General features: G+C 71.1%; 22 protein-coding genes. 8 read left to right on the forward strand and 14 right to left on the reverse strand.

The annotated features are described in order from the left end of the window. Positions 1 to 65: 65 nt before the first annotated feature. Positions 66 to 1,412 carry a lysine N(6)-hydroxylase/L-ornithine N(5)-oxygenase family protein gene (locus ACWEFL_RS05795; RefSeq protein WP_451707915.1) on the reverse strand — a complete coding sequence of 449 codons (1,347 nt, stop codon included), beginning with the start codon at positions 1,410 to 1,412 and terminating at the stop codon, positions 66 to 68. A 252-nt stretch (positions 1,413 to 1,664) separates the two neighbouring features. On the opposite strand from ACWEFL_RS05795, the gene ACWEFL_RS05800 reads away from it, so the two are divergent. Then, on the forward strand, positions 1,665 to 2,612 hold the full coding sequence (locus ACWEFL_RS05800) for a methionyl-tRNA formyltransferase (RefSeq protein ID WP_451707917.1): 948 nt from the start codon (positions 1,665 to 1,667) through the stop codon (positions 2,610 to 2,612). 163 nt (positions 2,613 to 2,775) lie between these two features. Here ACWEFL_RS05800 and ACWEFL_RS05805 read toward each other — a convergent pair whose 3' ends face one another. From ACWEFL_RS05805 to ACWEFL_RS05825, 5 genes are all read right to left on the reverse strand, one after another. Then, a complete protein-coding gene (locus ACWEFL_RS05805) occupies positions 2,776 to 3,177 on the reverse strand; it encodes a hypothetical protein (protein WP_451707920.1) in 402 nt (133 codons plus the stop codon). Positions 3,178 to 3,529: 352 nt separating this feature from the next. Further along, complete coding sequence (locus ACWEFL_RS05810; RefSeq protein ID WP_451707923.1) at positions 3,530 to 4,567, reverse strand: dipeptidase; 1,038 nt, start codon at positions 4,565 to 4,567, stop codon at positions 3,530 to 3,532. A gap of 393 nt (positions 4,568 to 4,960) precedes the next feature. Then, positions 4,961 to 6,307 carry an alpha/beta hydrolase-fold protein gene (locus ACWEFL_RS05815; protein WP_451707926.1) on the reverse strand — a complete coding sequence of 449 codons (1,347 nt, stop codon included), beginning with the start codon at positions 6,305 to 6,307 and terminating at the stop codon, positions 4,961 to 4,963. 179 nt (positions 6,308 to 6,486) lie between these two features. Next, on the reverse strand, positions 6,487 to 7,989 hold the full coding sequence (locus ACWEFL_RS05820; protein WP_451707928.1) for an MFS transporter: 1,503 nt from the start codon (positions 7,987 to 7,989) through the stop codon (positions 6,487 to 6,489). Positions 7,990 to 8,070: 81 nt separating this feature from the next. Continuing rightward, the gene (locus tag ACWEFL_RS05825; protein WP_451707931.1) at positions 8,071 to 9,741 is read right to left on the reverse strand and encodes a DUF885 domain-containing protein; all 1,671 of its coding nucleotides are present in this window, start codon (positions 9,739 to 9,741) and stop codon (positions 8,071 to 8,073) included. A 117-nt stretch (positions 9,742 to 9,858) separates the two neighbouring features. Here ACWEFL_RS05825 and ACWEFL_RS05830 point away from each other — a divergent pair, with 117 nt between their 5' ends. After that, the gene (locus tag ACWEFL_RS05830; protein WP_451707934.1) at positions 9,859 to 10,425 is read left to right on the forward strand and encodes a GbsR/MarR family transcriptional regulator; all 567 of its coding nucleotides are present in this window, start codon (positions 9,859 to 9,861) and stop codon (positions 10,423 to 10,425) included. A gap of 29 nt (positions 10,426 to 10,454) precedes the next feature. Here the strand turns inward: ACWEFL_RS05830 and ACWEFL_RS05835 are convergent, their stop codons facing one another. The 8 genes from ACWEFL_RS05835 to ACWEFL_RS05870 all read right to left on the reverse strand — a co-directional run bounded on the left by ACWEFL_RS05835 (position 10,455) and on the right by ACWEFL_RS05870 (position 17,458). Further along, positions 10,455 to 10,838, reverse strand: a complete 384-nt coding sequence (locus ACWEFL_RS05835) for a hypothetical protein (RefSeq protein ID WP_451707936.1) — start codon at positions 10,836 to 10,838, stop codon at positions 10,455 to 10,457. A gap of 55 nt (positions 10,839 to 10,893) precedes the next feature. Next, a complete protein-coding gene (locus tag ACWEFL_RS05840; protein ID WP_451707940.1) occupies positions 10,894 to 11,022 on the reverse strand; it encodes a hypothetical protein in 129 nt (42 codons plus the stop codon). Between the two features lie 72 nt (positions 11,023 to 11,094). Beyond that, entirely contained in the window at positions 11,095 to 11,721 is a 627-nt protein-coding gene (locus ACWEFL_RS05845; protein WP_451707942.1) for a bifunctional 4-hydroxy-2-oxoglutarate aldolase/2-dehydro-3-deoxy-phosphogluconate aldolase, read from the reverse strand. A gap of 4 nt (positions 11,722 to 11,725) precedes the next feature. Continuing rightward, complete coding sequence (locus tag ACWEFL_RS05850) at positions 11,726 to 12,682, reverse strand: sugar kinase (protein WP_451707945.1); 957 nt, start codon at positions 12,680 to 12,682, stop codon at positions 11,726 to 11,728. Then, complete coding sequence (locus ACWEFL_RS05855) at positions 12,679 to 13,611, reverse strand: dihydrodipicolinate synthase family protein (RefSeq protein ID WP_451707948.1); 933 nt, start codon at positions 13,609 to 13,611, stop codon at positions 12,679 to 12,681. The genes ACWEFL_RS05850 and ACWEFL_RS05855 overlap by 4 nt, the downstream gene beginning before the upstream one ends. 123 nt (positions 13,612 to 13,734) lie before the next feature. Then, positions 13,735 to 15,465 carry an IlvD/Edd family dehydratase gene (locus tag ACWEFL_RS05860; RefSeq protein ID WP_451707951.1) on the reverse strand — a complete coding sequence of 577 codons (1,731 nt, stop codon included), beginning with the start codon at positions 15,463 to 15,465 and terminating at the stop codon, positions 13,735 to 13,737. A gap of 49 nt (positions 15,466 to 15,514) precedes the next feature. Then, positions 15,515 to 16,258, reverse strand: a complete 744-nt coding sequence (locus tag ACWEFL_RS05865; RefSeq protein WP_451707952.1) for a FadR/GntR family transcriptional regulator — start codon at positions 16,256 to 16,258, stop codon at positions 15,515 to 15,517. A gap of 81 nt (positions 16,259 to 16,339) precedes the next feature. Beyond that, positions 16,340 to 17,458 (reverse strand): zinc-dependent alcohol dehydrogenase, encoded by a 1,119-nt coding sequence (locus ACWEFL_RS05870; RefSeq protein WP_451707954.1) that lies wholly within the window; start codon positions 17,456 to 17,458, stop codon positions 16,340 to 16,342. Between the two features lie 206 nt (positions 17,459 to 17,664). On the opposite strand from ACWEFL_RS05870, the gene ACWEFL_RS05875 reads away from it, so the two are divergent. The 6 genes from ACWEFL_RS05875 to ACWEFL_RS05900 all read left to right on the forward strand — a co-directional run bounded on the left by ACWEFL_RS05875 (position 17,665) and on the right by ACWEFL_RS05900 (position 23,724). Then, positions 17,665 to 18,447, forward strand: coding sequence for a glucose 1-dehydrogenase (locus tag ACWEFL_RS05875; protein ID WP_451707956.1), 783 nt, complete (start codon positions 17,665 to 17,667; stop codon positions 18,445 to 18,447). 124 nt (positions 18,448 to 18,571) lie between these two features. Continuing rightward, the gene (locus ACWEFL_RS05880; RefSeq protein ID WP_451707958.1) at positions 18,572 to 19,966 is read left to right on the forward strand and encodes an extracellular solute-binding protein; all 1,395 of its coding nucleotides are present in this window, start codon (positions 18,572 to 18,574) and stop codon (positions 19,964 to 19,966) included. Further along, positions 19,963 to 20,925, forward strand: coding sequence for a carbohydrate ABC transporter permease (locus ACWEFL_RS05885; protein ID WP_451707960.1), 963 nt, complete (start codon positions 19,963 to 19,965; stop codon positions 20,923 to 20,925). The genes ACWEFL_RS05880 and ACWEFL_RS05885 overlap by 4 nt, the downstream gene beginning before the upstream one ends. Then, positions 20,922 to 21,764 carry a carbohydrate ABC transporter permease gene (locus ACWEFL_RS05890; RefSeq protein ID WP_451707962.1) on the forward strand — a complete coding sequence of 281 codons (843 nt, stop codon included), beginning with the start codon at positions 20,922 to 20,924 and terminating at the stop codon, positions 21,762 to 21,764. The genes ACWEFL_RS05885 and ACWEFL_RS05890 overlap by 4 nt, the downstream gene beginning before the upstream one ends. A gap of 192 nt (positions 21,765 to 21,956) precedes the next feature. Further along, positions 21,957 to 22,835: an SMP-30/gluconolactonase/LRE family protein gene (locus ACWEFL_RS05895; protein WP_451707964.1), complete on the forward strand. Its 879-nt coding sequence runs from the start codon at positions 21,957 to 21,959 to the stop codon at positions 22,833 to 22,835. Between the two features lie 283 nt (positions 22,836 to 23,118). Next, positions 23,119 to 23,724: a GPP34 family phosphoprotein gene (locus ACWEFL_RS05900; protein WP_451707966.1), complete on the forward strand. Its 606-nt coding sequence runs from the start codon at positions 23,119 to 23,121 to the stop codon at positions 23,722 to 23,724. Positions 23,725 to 23,784: the final 60 nt, after the last annotated feature.

A 23,784-nucleotide genomic window follows, 5' to 3' on the forward strand; every position in this document is an offset into this window, starting at 1 on the left:
AGAAGCGGGGACGGGCGGGGACAGGCGGGGACAGGCGAGAAACGGGCGCGCTGGGACGAGAGGGTCTAGAGGGATGAACCGATCTCGTCGGCGGCACGGCGGGGTGCGGTCGGCCCCTGGCCGCGGCCGACGATCGATTCCAGGATCTCGCCGACCCTGACCGCCGTGTTCGACAGCAGGGACGAGGTGATGCCGTGCGTGTGCTCGGTGCCTCCCTGCAGATAGATTCCGCACCGCAGTTCGGGATCGGTGACGACGCTGTAGTCGCGCTCGACGCGGACGCGGCCCTTGTCGTCACGGTGGCAGTACTTCTCGACCTCGCCGAGGAGTCCGAGGGCGTCGGCGGACCGGTATCCGGTGGCGTAGACCACCACATCGGCGTCGAGCGGTGTCCTCTCCCCCGTGACCAGCGACTCGACGGTCGTACGGACCTTGTCCGGGGTCTCCACGACGTCGGTGAGCCGGGAGACCTTGAGGAAGCGCAGGCGCTCCGTGCCGAGGACCTTCTCCCGGTACTCCTGACGGTAGAGATCGTCGATCAGGTCGATGTCCACCACGGAGTAGTTGGTGTTGCCGTGGTAGCCGATCAGCTTGCGCTTGGTCTCCTCCGGTGCGGTGAAGTACTCGTCGACCGCCTCGGGGTCGAAGATCCTGTTGGCGAAGCTGCTGTCGTCGGCGGGGCTGTAGCCGTAGCGGGAGAAGACGGCGCAGACCTCGGCCTTCGGGAAGCGCCGGTGCAGGAAGGCCACGCTCTCCGCGGCGCTCTGTCCGGCCCCGACCACGATGAAGCGGGACGGCTCGGCGTCCTCGAGGCCGTCGACCCGTGACAGCAGGTCGGAGTTGTGCCAGATCCGGTCCGTCCGGTCGGTCCCCTCGGGCATCTGCGGCCGCAGCCCCGTGCCGACCACGAGGTTGCGGGCCCGGTGGACCACCAGCTCCGTGCCCGCACGGGCCGTCACGTCCACGTACCGCACGACGCCGTCTTCGACGACGGGCCGGACCGCGACGACCTCGTGCCCGTAGGACACCATGTCGTCCACCTTGGCCGCGGCCCACTCGAAGTAGCCGTGGAACTCCACCCGCAGCGGGAACAGGTTCTTGTGGTTGACGAAGTCGATCAGCCGTCCCGTGCTCTTCAGGTAGCAGAGGAAGCTGGACTCGCTCGCCGGATTGCGCAGCGTCACCAGGTCCTTGAGGAAGGACACCTGCATGGTGGCGTCGTCGATCAGCATGCCGCGGTGCCAGCCGAAGCGGGGCTGCCGCTCGAAGAAGTGAGCAGTGACCGCCTCCTGCCTGCCGACGCCTGCGTTGTGCTCGCTGAGCGCGATCGCCATGGCCACATTGGACGGGCCGAAGCCGATGCCGATGAGGTCATGGATCAGTGGTGCGTCGTCAGGACGAGCCTGTGACATGTCACTCCCATTCATACGGGGCAGCCGCTTGTCAGGCGTGGGGTAAGCGGAAGCAGGGCACGCCGGACAGAGCGGCGGCCGAGCGGAACTTAGGTAACGCTAACCTGACTTGAAGAGCCCTGTCGATAGGGACATAAGGAATAAAAGGCGACCCATGGTTGCTAACTCACCTGAGAATCATGCCCTGTTGTGCACTTAGGCAAGGCTTGCTTAACTTGGCGTCGGTCCATCACCGCTCCAAGGAGGAACCCCATGCGGGTCGTCGTGTTCGGCTATCAGACCTGGGGACACCGCACCCTGCACGCGCTCCTGGAGAGTGAGCACGACGTCGTCCTGGTGGTCACGCACCCGAGGAGTGAGCACGCGTACGAGAAGATCTGGAGCGACTCGGTCGCCGACCTCGCCGAGGAGCACGGCGTGCCGGTGCTGATCCGCAACCGCCCCGACGACGAGGAACTGTTCGCCCGGCTCAAGGAGGCCGACCCGGACATCATCGTGGCCAACAACTGGCGGACGTGGATCCCTCCGCGTATCTTCGGCCTGCCCCGTCACGGCACCCTCAACGTCCATGACTCGCTGCTGCCGAAGTACGCCGGCTTCTCCCCGCTGATCTGGGCGCTGATCAACGGCGAGCGTGAAGTCGGCGTCACCGCGCACATGATGGACGACGAACTCGACGCCGGTGACATCGTGCTCCAGCGTGCCGTACCGGTCGGGCCGAAGGACACGGCCACCGATCTCTTCCACAAGACCGTCGATCTCATCGCCCCGGTCACCACCGGAGCGCTCGACCTCATCGCGTCCGGGCACACCGACTTCACGCCACAGGACCGGTCGCTCGCGAGCTTCTTCCACAAGCGGTCCGCCGAGGACATCCGCATCGACTGGAACTGGCCCGCCGAGGACCTGGAGCGCCTGGTCCGCGCCCAGTCCGCCCCGTACCCGAGCGCCTTCACCTTCCACCAGGGCAGGCGTCTGGAGGTGCTCTCCTGCGTCGTCTCCGAGGGCCGCTACGGGGGCACTCCGGGCCGCGTCTTCTACCGCGAGGGCGACGGGGTGGTGATCGTCGCCGGAGCCGACGCCCGCACCGGCCGCAATCACGGGCTCGCCCTCACCCGCATCCGCACCGAAGCGGGTGAGGAGATGCGGGCGACCGACTACTTCACCACGATGGGCGGCTATCTCACGGGCCGGCCCTGACGACCGGAGCGCGGCGGCTTCGCCGGGCCACCTGAACTTCGGCGCCGACGCGCTCTGCCCGGCGTTCCGGTGGAACGCCGGGCACCCCGGAGGCCGGCCGCCCCGGACGGATTCACGCCACCCCCACACGGGGGTGCGTCCGCCGCCGGGGCAGCGCGGATCATCAGGCGATGGGGTACTCCGTATGGCAGTCGTACTCCCTGGTCCCGTTGGTCTGACAGGACGTCAGGGTGATCGTCGTGCCCTCGGCGAAGCTCAGGTTCCAGGTGAATCCGGTCTGGTTCCCCCGAGTCCAGTAGTAGGGGGTGCCGTTCACATAGGCCACCACGCCCTCGCCGTTGGCCTCGTAGTCGGAGATGTGCAGCTTCTCCCCGTACGCCTCGAAGTACACCATGTCGACCCGGATGCCCCTGGAGTTCTCGTGGTAGATCCAGCAGGACCTTCCGCCGGCGTCGCCGTCGTTGTAGGTGCAGTATCTCTCCAGAGCGGAGGCGCTGCCCTGGCTCAGTGCGAACATGGCGAACAGAGCCGCGGACACGGTCGCGATCCGTCCTGATCTGCGCATGGACTTCCCTTCGACGAGGAGTTCAGGGCTGAGGGGACGCGGCGGGCCGGGCCGTCCGTCGGCGGAAGTGGGCCGTGGTCCGCACCGCGAGGCAGCCCCGGGCGTTGCGGCTCACTGTGCCAAGCCCCGCCCGGCGGTTCCATAGCGATGCGTGCCAGGCGGCTTGGCGATGAGCGCCACAGCCGTTAGGGGGCCGGGCGTGCCGCCCCGCGCGGCCACGATCACAGGGGCGGCACCGTCCGGGCGGGCCGGTGCGGGCCGGGCACTTGCCCGCGGGACCCGTCGCCGCCCGCGCGCCGTGCGGAAGCGGGCAGTGGGCGCCGCCCGGACTGAGATCCGGCCGTCCGCGCGTTCACCGGGTCCGCCCCAGTTCCGCGCGCAGGAGGCGGTGGACATTGCCTCCCATGATCTTGCCGATGTCCGTCTCGGAGTGGCCGCGGCGGACGAGTTCCGCCGTCACGAGGGGCAGTCCGGAGGGGCCTTCGAGGCCCGGCAGGACGGCGAGCGGGTCGATGTCCCCGTAGGCGAAGTCCTCGCAGCAGGGCGGGGTGACGTCGGTGATGACCTCGTACACGAAGTCGGGTCCGATGCCGACGTGGTCGATGCCCGCGACGGAGGCCACGTGCTCGATGTGGTCCCCCAGCCGCTCCACCGTCCGCGCCTCGGGATCGGCGTCGAGGAAGGCGGGCAGGAAGTTGACGCAGACGATTCCCCCGGTGGCGGCGATGCCCCGGATCTGGTCGTCGGTGAGGTTGCGGTGGTGGTCGCGCAGGGCGCGGGCGGAGGAGTGGCTGGCGATGACGGGGCGGGTGGCGAGTTCGAGGACGTGTCCCACCCCGGCGGCACCGAGGTGGGACACGTCGAAGATCATGCCGATGCGTTCCATCTCCGCCAGGGCCCGCACGCCCGCCTCGGTCAGCCGGGAGCCGGTGGCGTCCTCGCCGCTGCCGTCCGCCAGCGGCGTACGGCCCCAGTGGGCGATGGACGCCATGCGCACGTCCAGGCGGTGGAGGGTGTGGAACAGCTCGACGTCGGCGTCGACGCCGGGTGCGCTCTCCAGAGCCAGGACGAGCGCGATCCGTCCGTCCGCGAGAGCGGCGTCGATCTCGTCGCCGTCGCGGCACAGGGCCACGGTGTCGGCGTTGCCCTCGGCCAGCACATGCGCGGCCTCGATCATGCGCAGCGTGCGGCGCAGTGCGCCCTCGGGGCGGTACGGGTCGTCGATGAAGACGGGCAGCACCTGGATGTCGACACCGCCGGCTTGGAGCTGGGGCAGCCAGCGCTCGCGGAAGAAGTCCGCCCAGCGGGCCGGAGGACGCGCGGCCACCGCCTCCAGGAGATCGTTGTGGGTATCCGCGACGACGGCTCGGCGGTGGAGTTCAGCGGTCATTTCGAAGCCTTCCGGTGTGCGGTGGCTTCCGGCGGTGCGGCGGCCACAACGGGGCGGGTTCACGCGTCTGACGGGCGATGGCGGTGGCGGTGGCGGTGGCCGCGTCGTCGCCCGGTGCCGTACGCAGTGCCTGTGGCGGCGCGCGGACTGCGGATTGCGGACTGCGGACTGCGGCCCGTTTTCGCCGTGCGGATCACCGGGTACGGCCGACGGGGAACTGTGATGTGCCGGTCCTCGCGGTGTGACGCGGCTGACCCGGCCCGGCGGCCTTCGGGCCGGGTACGGGCGTTCCCGGGCCGGAGCACCTGTTCAGCCGAAGGCCGCCTGCGCGTACGGCAGTCGCCGTACCCGGTGATCACGTACGAGAAGCCGTCCGGCGCCCTGGGTCAGAGATCAGGGACTGGCCGTACCGGTGTCCCCCTTGGCCGAGTCCCCCAGGAGATAGCGCAGGCCGTTGGCGAAGGAGCGCCGCCAGCCGGCGTGTTCGTGGGCGCCGGGGAACTCGTCGTACGCGACCTCGTAGCCCTTGGCGGTCAGGACGTCGCGCAGATGGCGGTTGGCGGCCAGGAGGGTGATTCCGGTGGGCAGGGGCTGGGTCTCCAGCGTTCCGGCGCTCACCCAGTAGCGGGTGCCGGTCACGGGGTCGGCGGCGATCTGCCGGGTCAGCCACTCGGGTTCGCCGTCGTGGCCCATGGAGTACTGGCCTTCCTCGACGCCGACGACGCTCTTCTGGCCCCACCAGTGGGAGCCGGAGAGGGAGAGCACCCGGCCGATGACGTCCGGCCTGCTGTGGGCGAGCCAGACGGAGCCGAGGCCGCCGTAGCTGGCGCCGGTGGCGACCGTACGGGACGGGTCCTCGCCGGCGCCGTACTCGGAGCGCAGCCAGGGCACGAGTTCGTCGGCGTACTGGGTCACGAGATCGGGGTTGCAGCACATCTCCACCATGCGCGACATGGGGTCCTTGTTGTGGACGAAGGCGGCGACGGACGGCGGGATCGCTCCGGCCTCGATGAGGTTGTCGAAGATGACCGGGTAGTTCTCCACCTGATACTCGCCGTCGAGGAGGAACACCAGGGGGTAGCCGCCCCGGCCCCGCTCGTAACCGGCGGGGGTGTAGACGGTGATGGTCCGCTCGTCGCCGAACGCCTCGGAGCGCACCCGATGTTCGGTGAGGGTGCCGGGAGTGCGGCTGGGGCCGAACCAGGGCTCGCTGGCCGCGCCGGGAAGGGTGAGGACGGAATCCTTGGCGTCCTGATCGAACTCGGGGCCCATGTGGATGATGTCGGAGGTGACGCGGTCGGGGTTGAACGGGTCATGATGCGTACAGCGGTCTCGCTGGAGCGCGAACTCGAGCATCGCGCCCTCTTCCTGCATGACTTGCATCACCTCGATCGTCGACATGCTGGTGCTCGGGTCGTCGACGGCGAAGGTGTACAGGATCGACAGGCGGTCGTCGTCGACCGGGAGCGAGAGGTGCCAGACGTCGGTGCCCGCGATCCTCTCCATCTGCGCCGCCCGGCCCGACTCGTCAAGGGTGAGCTGGGAGGTGACCGCGACCTGTTCGGCCTGGCCGATCCAGACGAAGGTGACGAGATAGCCGCCGTCGGGGAGCGGGTCGAGCAGCGGACCGCCCGCTTTGTTCAGGGCGTCGGTGAGCGCTGCGACCGCTCCGTCGTGGCTGGCCGCGACAGCGCTCAGAAGCCGGGTGGCGAGTTCGGGTGCGGGTGCGTCCGTGGTCATGTGCTGCTCCTCGTGAGGTGATCTGGAGTCGGTTCGGATCGGAATCGGACGGAGAAGTGGTTCCGGTCCGGATGTGAAGCGGGACCGGGTCAGTAGTCCGGAGGCCGAGCCTCACCCAGTGGGCCTGTAAATCGAAGGCGAACGGGGCTTCTCGGCCTTGGACGCCTTCTGTTGACGAATCAGGCGTGAACGGTGGGGGCCGGTTCGGCGGTGGGCCGGGGCGATGTGTTCGCCCGGCGGCCGGGCACGCGCCAGGCGAACAGAATGGCCAGCGCGGTGATGACGCCCCCGGCCATGAAGGTGGCGGTGTAGCCCGCGTCCGTGGGCATCGGGATCGGCGACCCCTCGGCGGAGTTGGAGATGATCGCCGCGGAGACCTGGACGCCGAGGGGGGTGCCGACGGCCCGGGCGACCATGTTGATGCCGGTGGCCGCGCCGGTGTCCTTGGACTCCACGGAATCCAGTGTCCCGTTGTAGAGCGCGGTGCCGCTCATGGCTCCGCCGACTCCGAGAAGGACGACGAAGAGGATCAGGTGCCAGGGTTCGCTGTGCCGGTAGGCGGCGAACACCATGCCGGCTGCCATGATCACGAATCCCGCGGCCAGGACCGTACGGGAGCCGAAGCGGCGGCAGAGCGTACCGGCCAGCGGCCCGGCCAGCACGGCGACCACGGCACCGGGAAGCATGTAGAAGCCGGTTTGGGTGACCGTACCGCCGAACCCGTAGCCCGTCAGCTCGGGGGCGAGGACGATCTGGGGGATGGACAGAGCCGCCACCGAGCTGCCCAAGCCGAGCACCAGGGCGGCCAGCGTGCAGCTGAGCACCGCGGGACGCTTGAGGAACCGCACATCGACGATCGGGTTCTCGACGCGGAGTTCGATCTGCACCCACAGCGCGCCGAGGACCGGGAACGCGGCGAACAGCCCCAGGACGAGCGGTGACGACCAGCCCCACTCGGGCACTTTCGCCAGGGCGAACGTCAGACAGAACAGGGTGATCGCGAGCAGAACGGCGCCGGCCCAGTCGATCCTGCCGGCGCTGTTCTCCGGGGCCTTGCCGGCGGTTCCGTCCGGGGCCGCGCCACCTGGCGAAGGAGCGGTGCGGGGCATGACCCAGTAGGCCGTCAGGGTGGTCACCGTGATGACGATGGCGGGCAGGCCGAAGATCCACCGCCAGGACAGGTTCTCGGCGATGGGCCCGGCGAGCACCATGCCGAGACCACCGCCGAAGGTGAACAGTCCGACCAGGAGCCCGACAGCGAAAGAACGTCTCTGCTCGGGGAAGTTCTCCCGCACGATGACAAATCCCAGCGGCAGGACGGCGGTGCCGACGCCCTGGATGGCCAGTGCGACGATCAGCAGGGGGAAGGACTGGGTGACCGAGGACAGGGACGCCCCGACCACCCCCGCACAGCCCACGGCGAGCAGCACGCGCCGGCCGCCGTAGCGGTCGGCCAGCGAACCCACGAGCGGGATCGCCAGCGACGCGGTGATGGCGATGGAGCTGAGCAGCAGGGCGGCTTCGGCCGTGGTGAGTCCCAGATCCGCCTGGATGACGGGCAGCGCGGGAAACAGCATGGAGTCCAGCAGCCCGGTGACGACGATGACCACGGCCGTCAGGACGAGGGCGGGAGTGCCGGACTGTGGTGACGCGACGCTGGGTGGTGCGGCTGTCTCGGACATGAGTACTCCGGGTTTCCGAGGATGGGTGGTGACGAGCGGCAACGGTCGTGTGTGCGTACTGCCGGCTGAAGCGCCCCGTGCTCAGGCGGAGGCGATCCAGTCGGTGATCAGCTCGTCGAGCACGCCGAGCGGTACGGCGCCGTGTCCGATGACCTCGTGGTGGAAGTCCTTGATGTCGAAGCGGTCGCCGAGCGCGGTGCGGGCGCGTTCGCGCTGGGCGCGGATCTCGCGGCGGCCGATCATGTAGGCGGTGGCCTGGCCGGGCCAGGCGATGTAGCGGTCGATCTCGTTGCGGACGTTCTCCTCGGTGGTCGCGGTGTTCTCCCGCATGTACGCGACGGCCTTCTCCCGCGACCAGCCGAGGTGATGCATCCCGGTGTCCACGACGAGCCGGCAGGCGCGGACCGCGTCCAGCGACAGCATCCCGAAGCGTGCGAGGTCCGAGCTGTACAGGCCCATCTCGTCGGCCAGCCGCTCCGTGTACAGCCCCCACCCCTCCAGATGCGCGGTCATCTGGCCTGCCGTCTTCCGGCGGAACTCGGGCAGATCGCGCAGGGTCTGGGCGAGGGCGATCTGGAGGTGGTGGCCGGGGATGGACTCGTGGAAGGCCAGAGCCTCGTACTCGTACCGGAACCGGATTTCGGGGCGGATGGTGTTGATCCAGTGGGTGCCCGGCTGCCCCGGCCCGAGAGGGGGCTGGTAGTACGCCAGGGGCGCGGTCTCCGCCTCCAGCGGATCGATCTCCCGCGTCACGCAGTCGGCGATGTCATACGTACGGAACCAGTCGGGAACGACCCGCCGTGCACGGTCCAGGGCCTCCTCGACCAGTTCGACGATCTCCTGCGAGCGGGAGAACCGCAGCGACGGGTCCTCCCGCAGCGCGGCCAGCGCCTCATCGGCGGTCCCGGTCTTCAGCACCTTCCCGCCCAGCTCCGCGAACTCCTCCCGCAGCGCGGCGACCGTCTCCAGCCCGATCCGGTGGACCTCGTCGGGACTCAGTCCGGGCCGGGTGTGCCGGCCGACGGCATCCGCGTACGCCTCGGTCCCGCCGGGCACATGACACACACCCGCCTCGGAATCCGGCCGGGCCCCGTCGGCGAGTGCGGCGAGTCCCTCGCGGTACCGCAGGATGGACGGCCGCACCGCGTCCCGTACCAGCGCGCGGCCCTTCTCCTCCTCCGGCATGCCCTTCAGCGGACGCACCAGCGCGTCCTCGTCGAGATCGACGGCGAGATGGCCGTCCAACTGCGCCAGCGCGCTGTCCACACCGCTGCGCAGCGGCCTGCGGCCCTGCGCGGCCGCCTCCCGGGTGCACTGGAGCGACCCGTCGAAGTACCTGGGCAGCGCGGCCAGCCGCTCCAGATAGTCCGGCGCGCCCTCCTCGTCCACGGGGGTCATGCCGAGCGACTGGAAGACATGATTCTGCGTGGCCGTGATGCTGGCGGAGACCGCGAAGTCGGTGAGCCCGTGCTCGATCTCGCTCGCACCGCTGTCGATGAGATTGCGCAGTACTCCGTGGGTGACCCGGTCCTCACCCGTCAGCTTCTCCCGGGGTACGGCGGTCAGCCGCTTCCCCAAGGCGATCAGGTCTGACCGATGCCTCTCCGCCGCCTCCCGCGAGGGGTCGGGTACCTCATGGGCGTGACCGGCGACACCCATGAGGGGCGCGGCGAAGGGATCGAACGCCATCTCCCCGGCGAAGTACTCCTCGGCCAGAGCCGCGAGTTCCGCCTGATGGTTCTGCTCAGCCATGAGTTACTCCCGATCTCGGCATTTCGATGGGCCGAGTATTTGTTTGAACACATCACAGTGTCAAGAAACTGCATCATTCAGTTATTACTGAATGACGGCTCTCGATACACTGATGACATGACTCGGGAAGATCAACAGGCGCACCTGCGGTTCGCCGACGAGGTGGCCGCGGTGTTCGGGGGCGAACTGCCGCCCATGGCGGGCAGGATGGTGGGAATGCTGCTGATCGCAGAAGAACCCCGGCTGTCCACCAAGCAGTTGGCGACCCGGATGGGAGCCAGCCCGGTGACCGTCTCCAGTATGGGAAGGCTGCTGCGCCGCCTGAACATGGTCGAGCGGACGGTGTCCCCCGAGACGCGGCGGGACGAGTTCAGTCTGCGCTCGTCCAGTTGGGTGGAGGTCTACGGGGACAACGCGCGAGATGTGTCCCGGCTGGTGGCGGTACTCGACGAGCAGCTCGCCGACGACGACCTCCCCGACGCGCCCAGAGTCCGCATCCTCGAGATGCGGAACTTCTACGCCTTCCTCCTGGCCAACGTCCCGGAATTGCTCGGCCGGTTCCTTCAGTGGCGTGCCGACCATGGCCCGCACGCCGTGTTCCACGCGGACGGCGACACGGCCCCGGGGGACACCGCGGGGGCCGGATCCCGGAGCGGGCAGGACTCCGGGACGCCCCCGTCCTGACCGGTGCGACCTGAAACGTCCCTCTTCAATCAGCCGATCGGTGATCGGATGTGTCCGTCCGGACAGTGATCACTGAGGCGATAGGGGACCGGACCGAGCCGCTGATGTCCTGATCCGGGCCCGTCGACAGGCCGCTGTTTCAGCGATCGGCCACCCGGCGCGCGATCGCGGGCCGGGCTTCCCGTGCCGACGATGTGCTCCACGATTCCGAACGCCTCGCCGATGGGCACGGTGTCTTCGGCCGGGTCTTCGGCCGGGTATTCGGCCGGGTGTTTGTCCGGGTATTTGTCGTACTGCCCGTAGGAGAGGGCGAACCCGTCGCTCGGACCGCCGGCTTCCGGGTCCACGGCATGCCCGCCGGGATCGCCCTCCCTTTCGAGCGGCATCACCATCGCGCGCTCGGTGTTCGTCACGAAGACCGGCGACACGAAGACCGGCGACCGTCCGGACGGACCGGTCGGCCACGTCTCAAGCCGCCCACTGCCGGTCCTCGCCCGAAGGGTCTCCGGCACCACCTCGGACGGCACAGGCCCGGTGCTGCCCGTCATCGCTCACCCACGACTCGATCACGGCCACGACGATCCCGTAGGTCTGCATCGCCCGCTCCACGCCGAGTGGCGTCGGGACAGGGGAGGTGGGTGTGGGTGTGGGTGCTCTGACACCCGAGTGTCAGGCGTTCAGCGCCGCGGTGAGGGTCTCGACGCGGGCGGTGGCCTCCGCCGGGGTTCCCGATGTGAGGGAGGCTCCCATGCCGACCGCGACCGCGCCCGCCGCGATCCACTCGGGGGCCGTCTCGGGGGTGATGCCGCCGGTCGGGATGAACGGGATCTGCGGGAGCGCGGCGCGCATGCCCCGGAAGGACTCGACGCTCCAGCGGCTGGCCGGGAAGAGCTTGACCGCGTCCGCGCCCGCCGAGATCGCGGCGACCGCCTCGGTGGGGGTGTCGACGCCGGGCAGGACGCTCGCGCCGTAGCGGTGGCCGCAGGCGATCACCTCGGGGTTCAGGGAGGGCGAGAGGAGCAGTCGGGCGCCGGCGAGAATCGCGGCCCGTGCGGACGCCTCGTCCAGGACGGTGCCGGCCCCGATCAGCGCGTCCTCGCGCTCGGCGGTGATCTGCCGGATGGCGTCGAGTGCGCCGGGCGTGGTGAGGGAGATCTCCACGACGCGCAGTCCGGAGTCCAGGCAGGCCCTCGCCATCTCCAGGGCCTGTGCGGACGATTGCGCGCGGACGATGCCGATGACTTTCTGACGGGTGATCAGGTCGAGGTGTTCCCAGCGGTACACGGTGTCTCCCAAGGGTTCAGCGGATGATGGCGCCGGTCTCCCCGGCGAGTGCGGTGTCGCGCTGCCGGGCGGTGGGCAGCCCGTCGAGATCGCCGGGCACCTGCACGGCGTACGCGGCGACGACGGCGGCTTCGGCGAGTGCGTCCGGCGCGGGGAGCCCGCGCAGATGGGCGGAGAGGAATCCGGCGTTGAAGGCGTCGCCCGCGCCCACCGGGTCGGGGGCGGTGACCGGCCGGGCGGGAACGGACCAGCGGCCGGTTCCGTCGGTGGCCGAGGCGCCGCGTGCGCCGTCCTTGACGACGACGAGACGGGGGCCGCGGGCGAGCAGTGCGCGCGCCGCGGTGTGATGGTCGCCCGCGCCCGTGAGGAGTGCGGCCTCGTCGGCGCCGGTCAGCAGCAGATCGGCGCGTTCGATCAGCGGGGCGAGGAGGTCGGGCCAGGCGGCGGCCGGGCGGAGTCTGAGCCGGATGTTGGGGTCGAGGCAGACGGTCACTCCGGCGCGCCGGGCGGCCTCGGCGGCGGCGACGCAGGCGTCCAGGGCCGAGTCGGAGAGCGCCGCCGTCACTCCGGTGAGGTGCAGTACGCGGGCCGTGGCGAGGTATGCCGTGTCCAGGTCCTCGGGGTGCAGGCGGCTGCCCGCGGAGCCGGTCCGGTGGTACAGGACCTCGATGGTGCGTTCGGCGTGGCAGTCGCGGACGATCACGCCGGTGGCCGCGTCGGGGTCCGTACGCGCGCGGGAGACGTCGACGCCCTCGCCGCGCAGGGTGCGCAGGACGGCGCGGCCGAAGGCGTCGTCTCCGACCCGGCCGAACCATCCGACGCGGTGGCCGAGGCGGGCGAGGGCGACGGCGGTGTTGGACTCGGCGCCGGCCACCGACCGGCGGAAGTTCTCCGCGTGCTCCAGGGGCCTGCCGGGCTCGGCGAGCAGCAGGGCCATGGCTTCGCCGAAGGTGATGACGTCCGGTGCGTTCACGCGGCGGCTCCGGTGCCGAGGTGGTCGGCGAACTCGTCGAGGAAGCGGTCCACGAGGGCGCGTTCGGTGCGGTCGAGCCTCCAGCCGGGGTTCCGGCAGTGGTCGGACGCCTGCCAGCCCCGGCGGACGGAGATCAGCTTCTCGGCCGCGACGATCAACTCCACGTGCTGCATCCAGGTGGAGATGTACGGGAGCAGCCTCGCGTGCAGGGCGCGGGCGGCGTCGGGGCGGCCGGTGTGATGCAGGTCCCAGATCTCCTGGTAGATCTCGGTGAAGGTGCAGCCGGGCTGGACCCCGACGGCTCCGGCCTCCAGCGCGGCGGGCAACTGCACGCCCGCGTAGCCGATCACCGCGGGAAGCGACGGGCTCCCCGCCGCCAGTGCCTCGACGAGGCGGTGCGGCGGCTGGGATTCGACCTTGACCATTCTCAGGTTGGGGTGGGCGGCCGCCAGGGCGGCGATGGTGGCGGCGTCCAGGGAGGTGCCGGTCTGGGCGGGGGCGTACTGGAGGACGACGGGCAGCGGCGCGACGGCTTCGAGCACGGTGGCGAGGTGGGCGGTGACGGCCTCGCGCGAGGGTCCGAGGAAGTGCGGGGGCAGCAGATTGAGCGCGTCGGCCCCCGCCTCGGCGGCCTCGTGGGCCCGGCGTACGGCCGCGATCGTCCCGTGGTCGTGGACGGCGACGATGGCGCAGACGTCGTCGCGGTCGCGGGTGTGGCCGAGCAGGATCTCCAGCAGCCTCCCGCGCTCGTCGTCGTAGAGCTTGTGGTACTCGGAGGCGAAGCCGGGGAACATCACCGAGCGCACGCCGGTGCCGAGCACGCGGGTGACGACGGTGTCGAAGCCGCCCTCGTCGAGGCTGCCGTCGGCGTTGAACGGCACCTGAAGGACGGGGGAGACGCCCGGCACGGCGGGCAGGTCGGTGGGCATGGGACTCCCGGTGGTTCGGGGTGTGCGTACGGGTCGGGGCCGCGAAGGCGGGTGCCGCCGGGGCGGGTTCGGCGCGCAGGGTTCAGCGCGGAGGCGGGTTCGGCGCGCGGGCGCGGCGGGGTGTCAGAAGGCGTTGCGGGGCGGGGTGTCGCCGCTGGAACCGACGAGGAAGTCGAGATCGACGCCGCGGTCGGCCTGGAGGACGTGATCGGTGTACAGCCGGGTCCAGCCGCGGTCGGTGTGCTCGGCCGGCGGTCGCCAGTCGGCGCGGCGGCGGGCGAGTTCGGCCTCGTCGACATGGAGGACGAGCCTGCGGCCGGGGGTGTCGAGTTCGATCTCGTCCCCGGTCCGCACCAGGGCGAGGGGGCCGCCCACGGCCGCCTCGGGCGCGACGTGCAGGACGCACGTCCCGTACGCGGTGCCGCTCATCCTGGCGTCGGAGACGCGGACCATGTCGGTGACGCCGCGTTCGAGCAGCCGCCGGGGCATGGGCAGATTGCCGACCTCGGGCATGCCCGGATAGCCGCGCGGCCCGGTGCCGCGTACCACCAGCACGGTGTCCTCGGTCACCGGCAGATCCAGGTCGTCGGCGACCGCCGCGTACTCCTCCAGGGAGTCGAAGACGAGCGCCGGTCCCCGGTGGCTGAGCAGATGGGGTGAGGCCGCCGACTGTTTGACGACCGCGCCGTCGGGGGCGAGGGATCCGCGCAGGACGGCGGTTCCGCTGCCCGCGGGCTGTACGGGATCGTCGAAGCGGCGCAGCACCTGCCGGTCGTGGACGGGTGCTCCCTCGCAGTTCTCGGTCAGGGTGCGGCCGGTGACGGTGACGGTGTCCGGGTGCAGGTGCCCGGCGATGTCGTTGAGCAGGGCGGGGAGTCCGCCCGCGCCCGAGAACTCCTCCATGAGGAAGCGGCCGGACGGCATCAGATCGACCAGGAGCGGCATATCGGCGGCGAGGCGGTCGAAGTCGTCGAGGTCGAGCGGTACTCCGACACGTCCGGCTATCGCGAGGAGGTGGAGCACGGCGTTGGTGGAGCCGCCGATGGCCGCGTTGACGACGATCGCGTTCTCGAACGCCTTGCGGGTCATGATGTGGGAGGGCCGCAGTCCCTCCCTGGCCAGTTCCACGGCCCGCGCGCCGGTGGCCTCGGCGAGGGTGCCCCGGCGGGAGTCGACGGCGGGCAGGCCGGAGCCGCCGGGCAGCTGCATGCCGAGGGCCTCGGCGAGACAGGCCATCGTGGAGGCGGTGCCCATGGTCATGCAGTGCCCGGCGGAGCGGTTCAGTCCGCTCTCGAACTCCTCGAAGTCGGCGCGGGTGATCCGTCCGGCCCGCAGGTCCTCGGTCATCCGCCAGATGTCGGTGCCCGAGCCGACGGGCTTTCCCCGGAAGGTGCCGTTGAGCATCGGGCCGCCGGTCAGCATGATCGCCGGCAGGTCCGCGCTGGCCGCGCCCATGAGCGCGGCGGGTGTGGTCTTGTCGCAGCCGGTCAGCAGCACGACCGCGTCGAGGGGGTTGGCGCGCAGCGACTCCTCGACGTCGATCGCCATCAGGTTGCGGTAGAGCATGGAGGTGGGCCGCAGGAAGGGCTCGCCGAGTGACATCACGGGGAACTCCAGTGGCAGACCGCCCGCTTGGAGTACGCCGCGCCGTACCGCGTCGCCCAGGATCCGCAGATGTCCGTTGCACGGGGTGAGTTCGGACCAGGTGTTGCAGATTCCGACGACGGGCCGGCCGTCGAAGTTGTGTCCGCCGAAGCCCGCGGCACGCAGGTGGTGCCGGGATATGAACCCGTTCTTGTTCCGGTCGCCGAACCAGCTCCTGCTGCGCGGTTCGGTACGGGCCTGTGGCTTCATCGGCCGGTGCTCCTTGTCGTTCGTGCTGTGCTGCCCGCCGGCGTGCCGGTCAGGGTGTGTGCAAGTCCCGTGCCGTGTCGGACAGGTGGTCGGCCATCGCCGCGCCCGCCGCCTCCGGGTCCCCCGAGGCGACGGCGTCGAGGATGCGGGCGTGCGCCAGCAGGGTGGGGCCCTGGCTCCGCCCGGCCCGGGTCCGGCCATCGAAGCTCGCCCGCCGTGAGTCGAGCAGTACGCCTTCGAGGGATTCGAGGATCAGCGCGAGCAGCCGGTTGCCGGCCGTCTCGGCGATCGCGTGGTGGAAGGCGACGTCGAGGGCGACGAAGCGGTCGGGGTCGTGCTGGGCGCCCGCCATCTCCTCCAGATAGCCGCGGGCCTTGTCGGCGGACGCCTCGCCCGCCGCTACCCGCCGTGCCGCCTGGCGCACGAGTTCGCCCTCGATGACGCGGCGGGTCTCGACGAGGTCGTCCATGCCGAGGGACTGCTGCCGCAGCCGGAACTCCAGCGTCTGCCGCAGTACGGCGGAGGAGGGGACGGTGACCCGCGCCGGACGGCCCTGGCTGGAGACGAGGATCTCGCGTGCGACGAGGGTGCGGATGGCCTCGCGCACGGCGAGGCGGTTCACTCCGAACTGCCGGGCCAGTTCGCCCTCCGAGGGGATCTCGTCGCCGGGCCGCAGGCCCAGCGTCTCGATGCGCTCGATGATCTGCTCCGCTATCTGGTCGGCCAGTGTGGAGCGCCGTACGGGGGCGGGGTTCCCCGCCTCGTGCCATGCCGTGCCGGGACCGTTCGTCACCCGCGTGTTCCCTTCGTCGGACCGTCGAATTCGTCGGACTGTCGATGTTCCGGAAGTCACCGTAGAGCCGGTGACGTACCGTCACATCCAGGGATCGATCACGATCTTGCCGACCTCGCCGCCGTCGAGGCGGTAGCCGCCCTCCGGGGAGAGCGCGTCCACGGCGTCCTGGGCCCGGTCGAGCGGCATGCGGTGGGTGATCAGGGCCGCCGCGGCGTCGCCGAGGTTCTCCACGACCCGCAGGGCCCGCCGGAAGGAGTCGGGGGTGTATCCGCTGACCGCGACGAGCCGGGCGTCGCGGGAGAGCAGGTGGTGGTAGGGGTTGAGGGTCGCGTCGCCGACGTCGGAGAAGTGGCCGAGTTCGATGTACGTGCCGCCGTTGGCGAGGCAGGAGAGTCCCTCGGCGAGGGTGCTGGGCACTCCCGCGCACTCCATGACGGCGTCGTAGCCGCGGCCGTGGGGGGAGGCGGCGGTGACCTGCTCGACGCGCGCCGCGCTGTCGCGGACGTCGGCGATGTCGACGACCTCGTCCGCGCCGAGCGCGCGGGCGATCTCCAGTCGGCGGGCGGGGCCGCCCACGGCCGTGATGCGGCCGGCGCCGAAGGCGCGGGCCGCGGCGATGGCGAGCAGCCCGATCGTGCCCGTCCCCTGGACCAGGACCGAGTCGCCGAAGCCGAGGCCGGCGCGGGTCAGGCCCTCGACGGGGGTGGCGGCGGGCTCGGTCAGGACGCTCACCTCGGCGGGGGCCTCGGTGACGAAGACGCGGGCCCGCGCGGATGTGCACAGGACGTACTGTCCCCAGCCGCCGCCCGCCGGCCTGACCCGCGGGTCGGAGAAGCCGATGACGTCCCAGCCGTCGCAGGCGGGCAGCCGTCCGGCCCGGCGGCAGGAGGGGCAGGTGCCGTCGGGGGTGGCGGGCATGACCACGACACGGTCACCGGTGGCGAGTGCCCGGCCGGTGACGTCCGTGCCGAAGTCCGGTCCCACGCGCTCGACGGTGCCGACCAGCTCGTGGCCGAGCGTGGAGGGGTAGACGAAGTCGGGGATGTGCCCGCGCTGGATGTGCAGATCGGTCGCGCACACCCCGGCCAGCTCCACGCGGACCAGCAACTGGTCGTCCAGGACGGGAGGCACCGGCTGTTCGCGGACCTCCAGAGGCGTGTTGGGTGCGGCGAGCGTTACGACACGGTTCACAGTCATGAGGGCATTCTTATCAGACAAGCAGCGATGTTTGGCAAGTCCCCATGCGATCCGGGTTATCAGCGCCTCACCAGGGGCTTTCCACTTCTTGAGAAGTTGCGGAACGGTTAACGATGGCGAACGAACCTTTTTCGCCTCGCAACTTATCTGATAGGTATCTCCCCAATGAACGGCCCAGCAGGCCACTGACGACGGGAGTCGGGATCGTGTTCTGGCACAGGCGGACCGCGCTGGTCACCGGGTCGACCCGCGGCATCGGCGCGGCGACCGCCCGACTGCTCGCCGCGGACGGGGCGCAGGTGATCGTCCACGGCCTCGAAGAGGCGGAGGGCGACAGGCTGGTCGCCGAACTGCGCGCGGCGGGCGGCACGGCCCACTTCGTCCCCGCCGACCTGACCGACCCGGCGGCCCCCGACCGTCTGATCGACCGGGCTCTGGAACTCACGGGCCGGCTGGACGTCCTGGTGAACAACGCCGGGGCCAACGTCTTCGCGGGCGTCGAGGCCGCCGACCCGGCGGTCTGGAACCGCTGTCTCGACCTGGACCTGCGCGCGGTCTGGCTGTGCTCACGCGCCGCCGCCCGTGTGATGACGGGGCCCGCCGCCATCGTCAACATCGCCTCGAACCACGCGACCGCCACGATGCCCGGCGTCTTCCCGTACAACGTGGCCAAGGCCGGCGTCCTCGCGCTCACCCAGTCCCTGGCCATCGAACTCGCCGCGCGCGACATCCGCGTCAACGCGGTCTGTCCCGGATACATCGACACCGCCGTGAACGAGGACTACTTCGGCACCTTCCCCGACCCGGCCGCCGAACGGGCGCGGGTCGAGGCCCTCCACCCCCTGGGCCGTATCGGAGACCCCGACGCCGTGGCCCGCGCGATCCGGTTCCTGGCCTCCGCCGAGGAGTCCCCCTTCACCACGGGCACCTGCCTGACCGTGGACGGCGGCCGGTCCGCGCTCCTCCAGGACCCGCCCCCCGCCCGCTGACCCCCGCGGGACAGCCGCCGCGGCACACCGCTCACCCGCCCCTCCCCCACGCACCACCCTCCCCCCTGACGACAACCCGACAGTCCACCCTCCGGGAGCGACCCATGCCGTTGCAGGAAGCACCATGAACGGGCCCGTGCGCCCGCCCGAGCCGACGAACCGCCGCGGCTTCCTCGCCCGCGCCGGAGCCCTGACGCTCGCGGCCGTCCCCGCCACCGGCCTCCTCGCCGCCTGCGCCCAGCCCACCGAACTCACGGCCACCGGCTCGGGCGGGCGGAACACCGACGCCTTCGCCTCCGCCGACATCGACTGGCGCTCCGCGCGGGGCACCAGCCTCACCCTCGCCGCCCTCCAGCACCCGTGGATCGCGGCGATACGCCCCCACCTCGGGCAGTTCCAGCGCCTGACCGGCATCACCGTGCGCATCCAGGTCTCCGGCGAGGAGCAGTACTTCGCCAAGATGCCCATCACCCTGGCCGGCGACTCCGGCACACCCGACGTCTACATGGTCTGGTCCTACGGACAGGCCGCCGACAACGGCTGGCTGGAGCCGCTCGACCCGTATCTGCGGGACCCGTCCCTGACCGACGCGTCCTGGTACGACCAGAACGACATCTTCGCCAGCGCGCGGGACTACGTACGCCGGCCCGACGGAACCACCCTCGGGGCGGCCATCACCGCCGAGGCCCAGGTCACCTTCTTCCGCGACGACGTGGTCACCGACCCCGCCTCCCTCGCGACGTTCGACGGACTGCACGAGACCGCCCGCCGGGCGGCGAAGTCCGGGAAGACGCCCGCCGGCATCGCACTGCGCGGCAAGCCCACCGCCGACGCCGTCGCCTGGCCCGCCGCGGGCTACGTCTTCTCCTACGGCGGCTACCTCATCGACCCGGACGGCGCGCTCGCCCTCGACTCCCCGCAGGCCGCGGCCGGCGTCCAGAAGTACGCGGACATCGTCCGCGACGCCTGCCCCAAGGGCGTGTCCACCTGGTCCTGGCTGGAGATCACCACCGCCATGCAGCAGGGCCAGGTCGCCATGCTCCAGGACTCCTCCAACGCCTCCGCCGACCTGCGGGACGCCAAGAAGAGCCGCTACCCCGAGCTGATCCGCGCCGCGGCCTTCCCCGCCCACAACGGCGTCAGCAAGCCGAACATCTACCACTGGATCATGGGCATCAACCGGCGCAGCAAGAACAAACGGGCCGCCTGGCTGTTCCTCCAGTGGGCCACCAGCCGCCCCGGCGCCGCGCAGATCGCCGGCTCCGGCGGCACCCCGCCGCGGATCTCCGCCTGGCAGGACCCCGCCTTCCGCGAGGCGTTCGGCACGGACGCCGCCGACGCCGCGCTGCGGACCCTGCGCACGGCCGACAGCCGTCCCGTCACGCTCGCGTGGATGAATCCCCAGTGGCCGGCCGTCGGCGACGCCTTCGCCCGCGCCGTCAACTCCGTCTTCACCTCGGGCCGCAGCGCGCAGAGCGCGCTGACCGACGCCCGCCGCACCCTGCGGGGGGTGCTGTGACCAGCCGACCCCTCACCACGGCACACGCCACCGCGGCGCCGGACGGCGTACCGGCCCCCCGAAACCGCCGCTTCGTCCCCGAACCCACCGGCGACTCGCCCGAGGCCGTCCGCACCCGTCGGCTCATGCTCATACCGATGACGGTGCTCCTCCTCGGCCTCACCGTGTTCCCCTTCGCCTACTCGCTCTGGCTCAGCCTCACCGACAGCACGGCAGGCGGCGGAGGCGACTTCATCGGCCTGCGCAACTACACCGACCTCCTCGGCAGCGGCACGTTCTGGTACGCACTGCGGCTCACCCTGGTCTTCGGCGTGCTGGCCGTCGGCATCCAGCTCGTGCTGGGGCTCGCCGTGGCCATCGGGCTCAACGGCCTCCGCCGCGAGCACCGCGTCCTGCGCGCGGCGCTGATCCTTCCCATGGCCGCCACCCCCGTGGCCGTGCTCTTCGGCTGGAAGGTGCTCCTCGACCCGACCCAGGGCGTGCTCAACTATCTGCTGGGTCTGATCGGAATGCCGCAGCCCGACTGGCTCGGCACCCCCGTCGCCGCCATGGGCACGATGATCCTCGTCGACGTGTGGATGTGGACGCCCTTCGTCGTCGTCATCCTCCTCGGCGCGCTCAGCAGCCTCCCCGGCGAGACCGTCGAAGCCGCCCATGTGGACGGCGCGAACACCCTCCAGCGGCTGCGGTACGTGGTGCTGCCGCACATCAGGCCCTTCCTGATCCTGGCGGTGCTCTTCCGGGGCATCGATTCGCTCAAGGCGTTCGACAGCTTCCAGGTCCTCACGGCCGGCGGTCCGGGCGACGCCACCACGACGCTCAACATGCTCGCGTACCGCACCGGTCTGCAGTTCCTCGACTTCGGCAAGGCAGCCGCCGTGTCCACGCTGCTGCTGATCGCCGCGATCGTCTTCGGAAAGGTAGTCATGCGATTCATGAGCCGGGAGGAGCGGGCGTGAGCAGGTACCGATCCCCTCTGCAGGCGCGCCCGGCGGCCGCGGCGCTGCGCGCCGCCGGACTGGCCGCGTTCACGCTGTGGACGCTGTTCCCCATCTACTGGCTCGTCCAGATGAGCCTGAAGAAGCCCATCGACGTCAGCGCCCTGCCTCCGAAGTGGCTGTTCGAGCCGGTACTCGACGCCTACCGGCAGGCGTTCACCGAGGCCCCGTTGCGCGCACTGCTGCTCAACAGCCTTCAGGTCGCCGTCCTGGCCACGGCCGTGGCACTCGCCGTGGGGCTGCTCGCCGCCTACGCGCTGGTGCACCTGCGCTCCACGCGGGCCCGCGACTACGAGTTCTGGGTGCTGTCCACCCGTATGGCGCCGCCCGTCGCCGTGGCGCTGCCCTTCTATCTCATCTACCGGCACACCGATCTGCTCGACACCATCTGGGGACTGGCCCTGATGCACGTCGTCGTCGTGATCGGCGTCGTGACCTGGATCCTCATCGAGACCTTCAACGGCCTGCCCCGCGAACTCCTCGAAGCGGCCATGGTCGACGGCTGCTCCCACTGGGGCGCGTTCCGCAGGGTGATGGCGCCGCTCGCCGTCCCCGGTCTGGTGGGGGCGGGCGTCCTCTCCTTCCTGCTCTCCTGGAACGAGTTCTTCTTCGCCCTGATCCTGACGTCCAATCACACCACCGCGCCGGTGGGCCTGTTCAACTTCGTCGGCTTCCAGTCCGTCGACCTGGGCGCTCTGGCGGCTGCCGCGACCATGCTGCTGGCACCGGCGTTCGTGATCGTCCTCGCCTTCCAGAAGTTCCTGGTCAAGGGTCTGACGATGGGCGCGGTCAAGGGCTGAACCGCCCGGTGGACCACTGCCCGGCCGCCGCGCCGTCCCCCGCTCGGCGAGGGGGCGGCGCGGCCGTTCGCGCCCCGGTCCGGCACGACGGGGCGATCCGGCCGGGAGGCGGATCCGCGGTGAGCCGGCTCGGGCAGCCGCCCGCATCCCGCGGGAGTACGACGGAGCATGAAGGCGCACGAAGGAGCACGCATGAAGGCGACGACGGAGCTGACGCAGGTGACCGCCCCGGTCGCCCATCACGGGGAGGGGCCGGTCTGGCACGAGGCATGGGGAGGGCTGCGCTGGGTCGACATGCTGGCCGGGGACGTACTGGCCCTGGACCGGACCGGCGGCCGGGTGCGCCGGCACCATGTGGGTACCGTGGCCGCGGCGCTGCGGCCCCGCGCCGGGGGCGGTGCGGTGGTGGCGCTGGAGCGCGGATTCGCCCTCCTGGACGCGGCACAGCTCGCCACCGGTGCGCCGCCGTCACCCCTGGGCGAGATCTGGGCGGACACCGCCGTACGGTTCAACGACGGCGGCTGCGACCCCGACGGACGCTTCTACTGCGGCACGATGGCCTACAGCGTCGCCCCCGGCCGCGGCACTCTCTTCCGGCTGGACACCGACGGCACGACCGTCCCCGTCCTGACCGGCGTCACCATCTCCAACGGTCTGGTCTGGAGCCCCGACGGATCGACCGCCTACTACGCCGACACCGCGACCGGACGCGTGGACGCCTTCGACTACGATCCGGCCGCCGGGCTGACCGGGCGGCGCACCGCGGTCCGCGTCCCCGCGGACGCGGGTCTCCCGGACGGGCTGACCGTGGACGCCGAAGGATGTCTCTGGGTCGCCCTGTGGGGCGGATCGGCCGTCCACCGCTACACCCCGGAAGGCCGTCTCGACGGTGTCGTCGAACTCCCCGTCACCCAGGTCACGGCCTGCGCCTTCGGCGGTCCGGATCTCGACCGGCTCTACATCACCACCTCCCGCATGGGCGTCGACCCGCTCCACCAGCCCGAAGCGGGCGCGCTCTTCCGCGCGGACGTGGGGGTACGAGGAGTTCCCGTACTGCCCTACCGAGGCTGAACCCCGTGCTGCCCTACCAGGGCTGAACCCCGTGCTGCCCTACCGGGACTGAACACGGACGCGCCCCCTGACAGCCGGGGCCGACGCGGGGGATGCGGTCGCCGCCCCCACTCCGTAACCTCGTAGACGGGAGCGCGCGGCAACGGACCCGAAGGCACACCCGCTCGGCGTTCGCGGCGGCCATCGACACCGGCGGGCGGCCACTCCTCCCGGCGTCACGCCGGGCGCCGGACCGGCCGCTCGGCACGGCGTCGCCACGGACGCCTGAGACGCGGAGCCAGTCATGACCACACCACGGGACCTGTTGATCGCCGCCATGGACATCGCGCCCGATCGCCCTGTGGAGCGGGGTGACCTGTCGCTCGCGCTCGCCGGAGCCGAGGCGATCGACCTTCTCCACGCCCAGGCCATCGCGCTGGACGACGATCGCATCGTGCCGGGGTACCGGCCGCCCATAGCCGATCGTCTGCTGGACGAGGCCGCGGCGTCGCTCGTCCGGGAAGCGCCGTACGAATCGGTCGGCGACTGGCTGTGGCGCAGAGGTCGCGGACTGTCCGCGGCCTATCTGGCCGCCCTTGAGGCGGAAGGACAGTTCACCCGGCGGCGCCGCCACGGGTTGCCCTTCGGGACCGGGCGGCTGGTGCCGGCCGATTCGCCCGACCACCGCCGGGCGGCGGCCCGCTGGACATCGGATGAGCCGGTCCTCGCCGCCCTCGCGGCAGCCGTGGGGATCCGCGGAACGCGGACCGAGGACGCCCCGATCGTGACCGACGACGCGGTGGCCACAGTGCTGGCCGCCGTCAATGACGCGTTGCTGGAGCTGGAGGCCGTACGCCAGCGGCGAGCCATCGAAGGGGCGGCCTTCGACAACATCTGGCGAGGCGGATGACGCGGTACACACGACCGCGTACCCGCGGTGCACGGCGGTGCCGCACGGCGGCGCGGGCCG

The sequence above is a fragment of the Streptomyces sp. NPDC004838 genome (genome assembly GCF_053600955.1).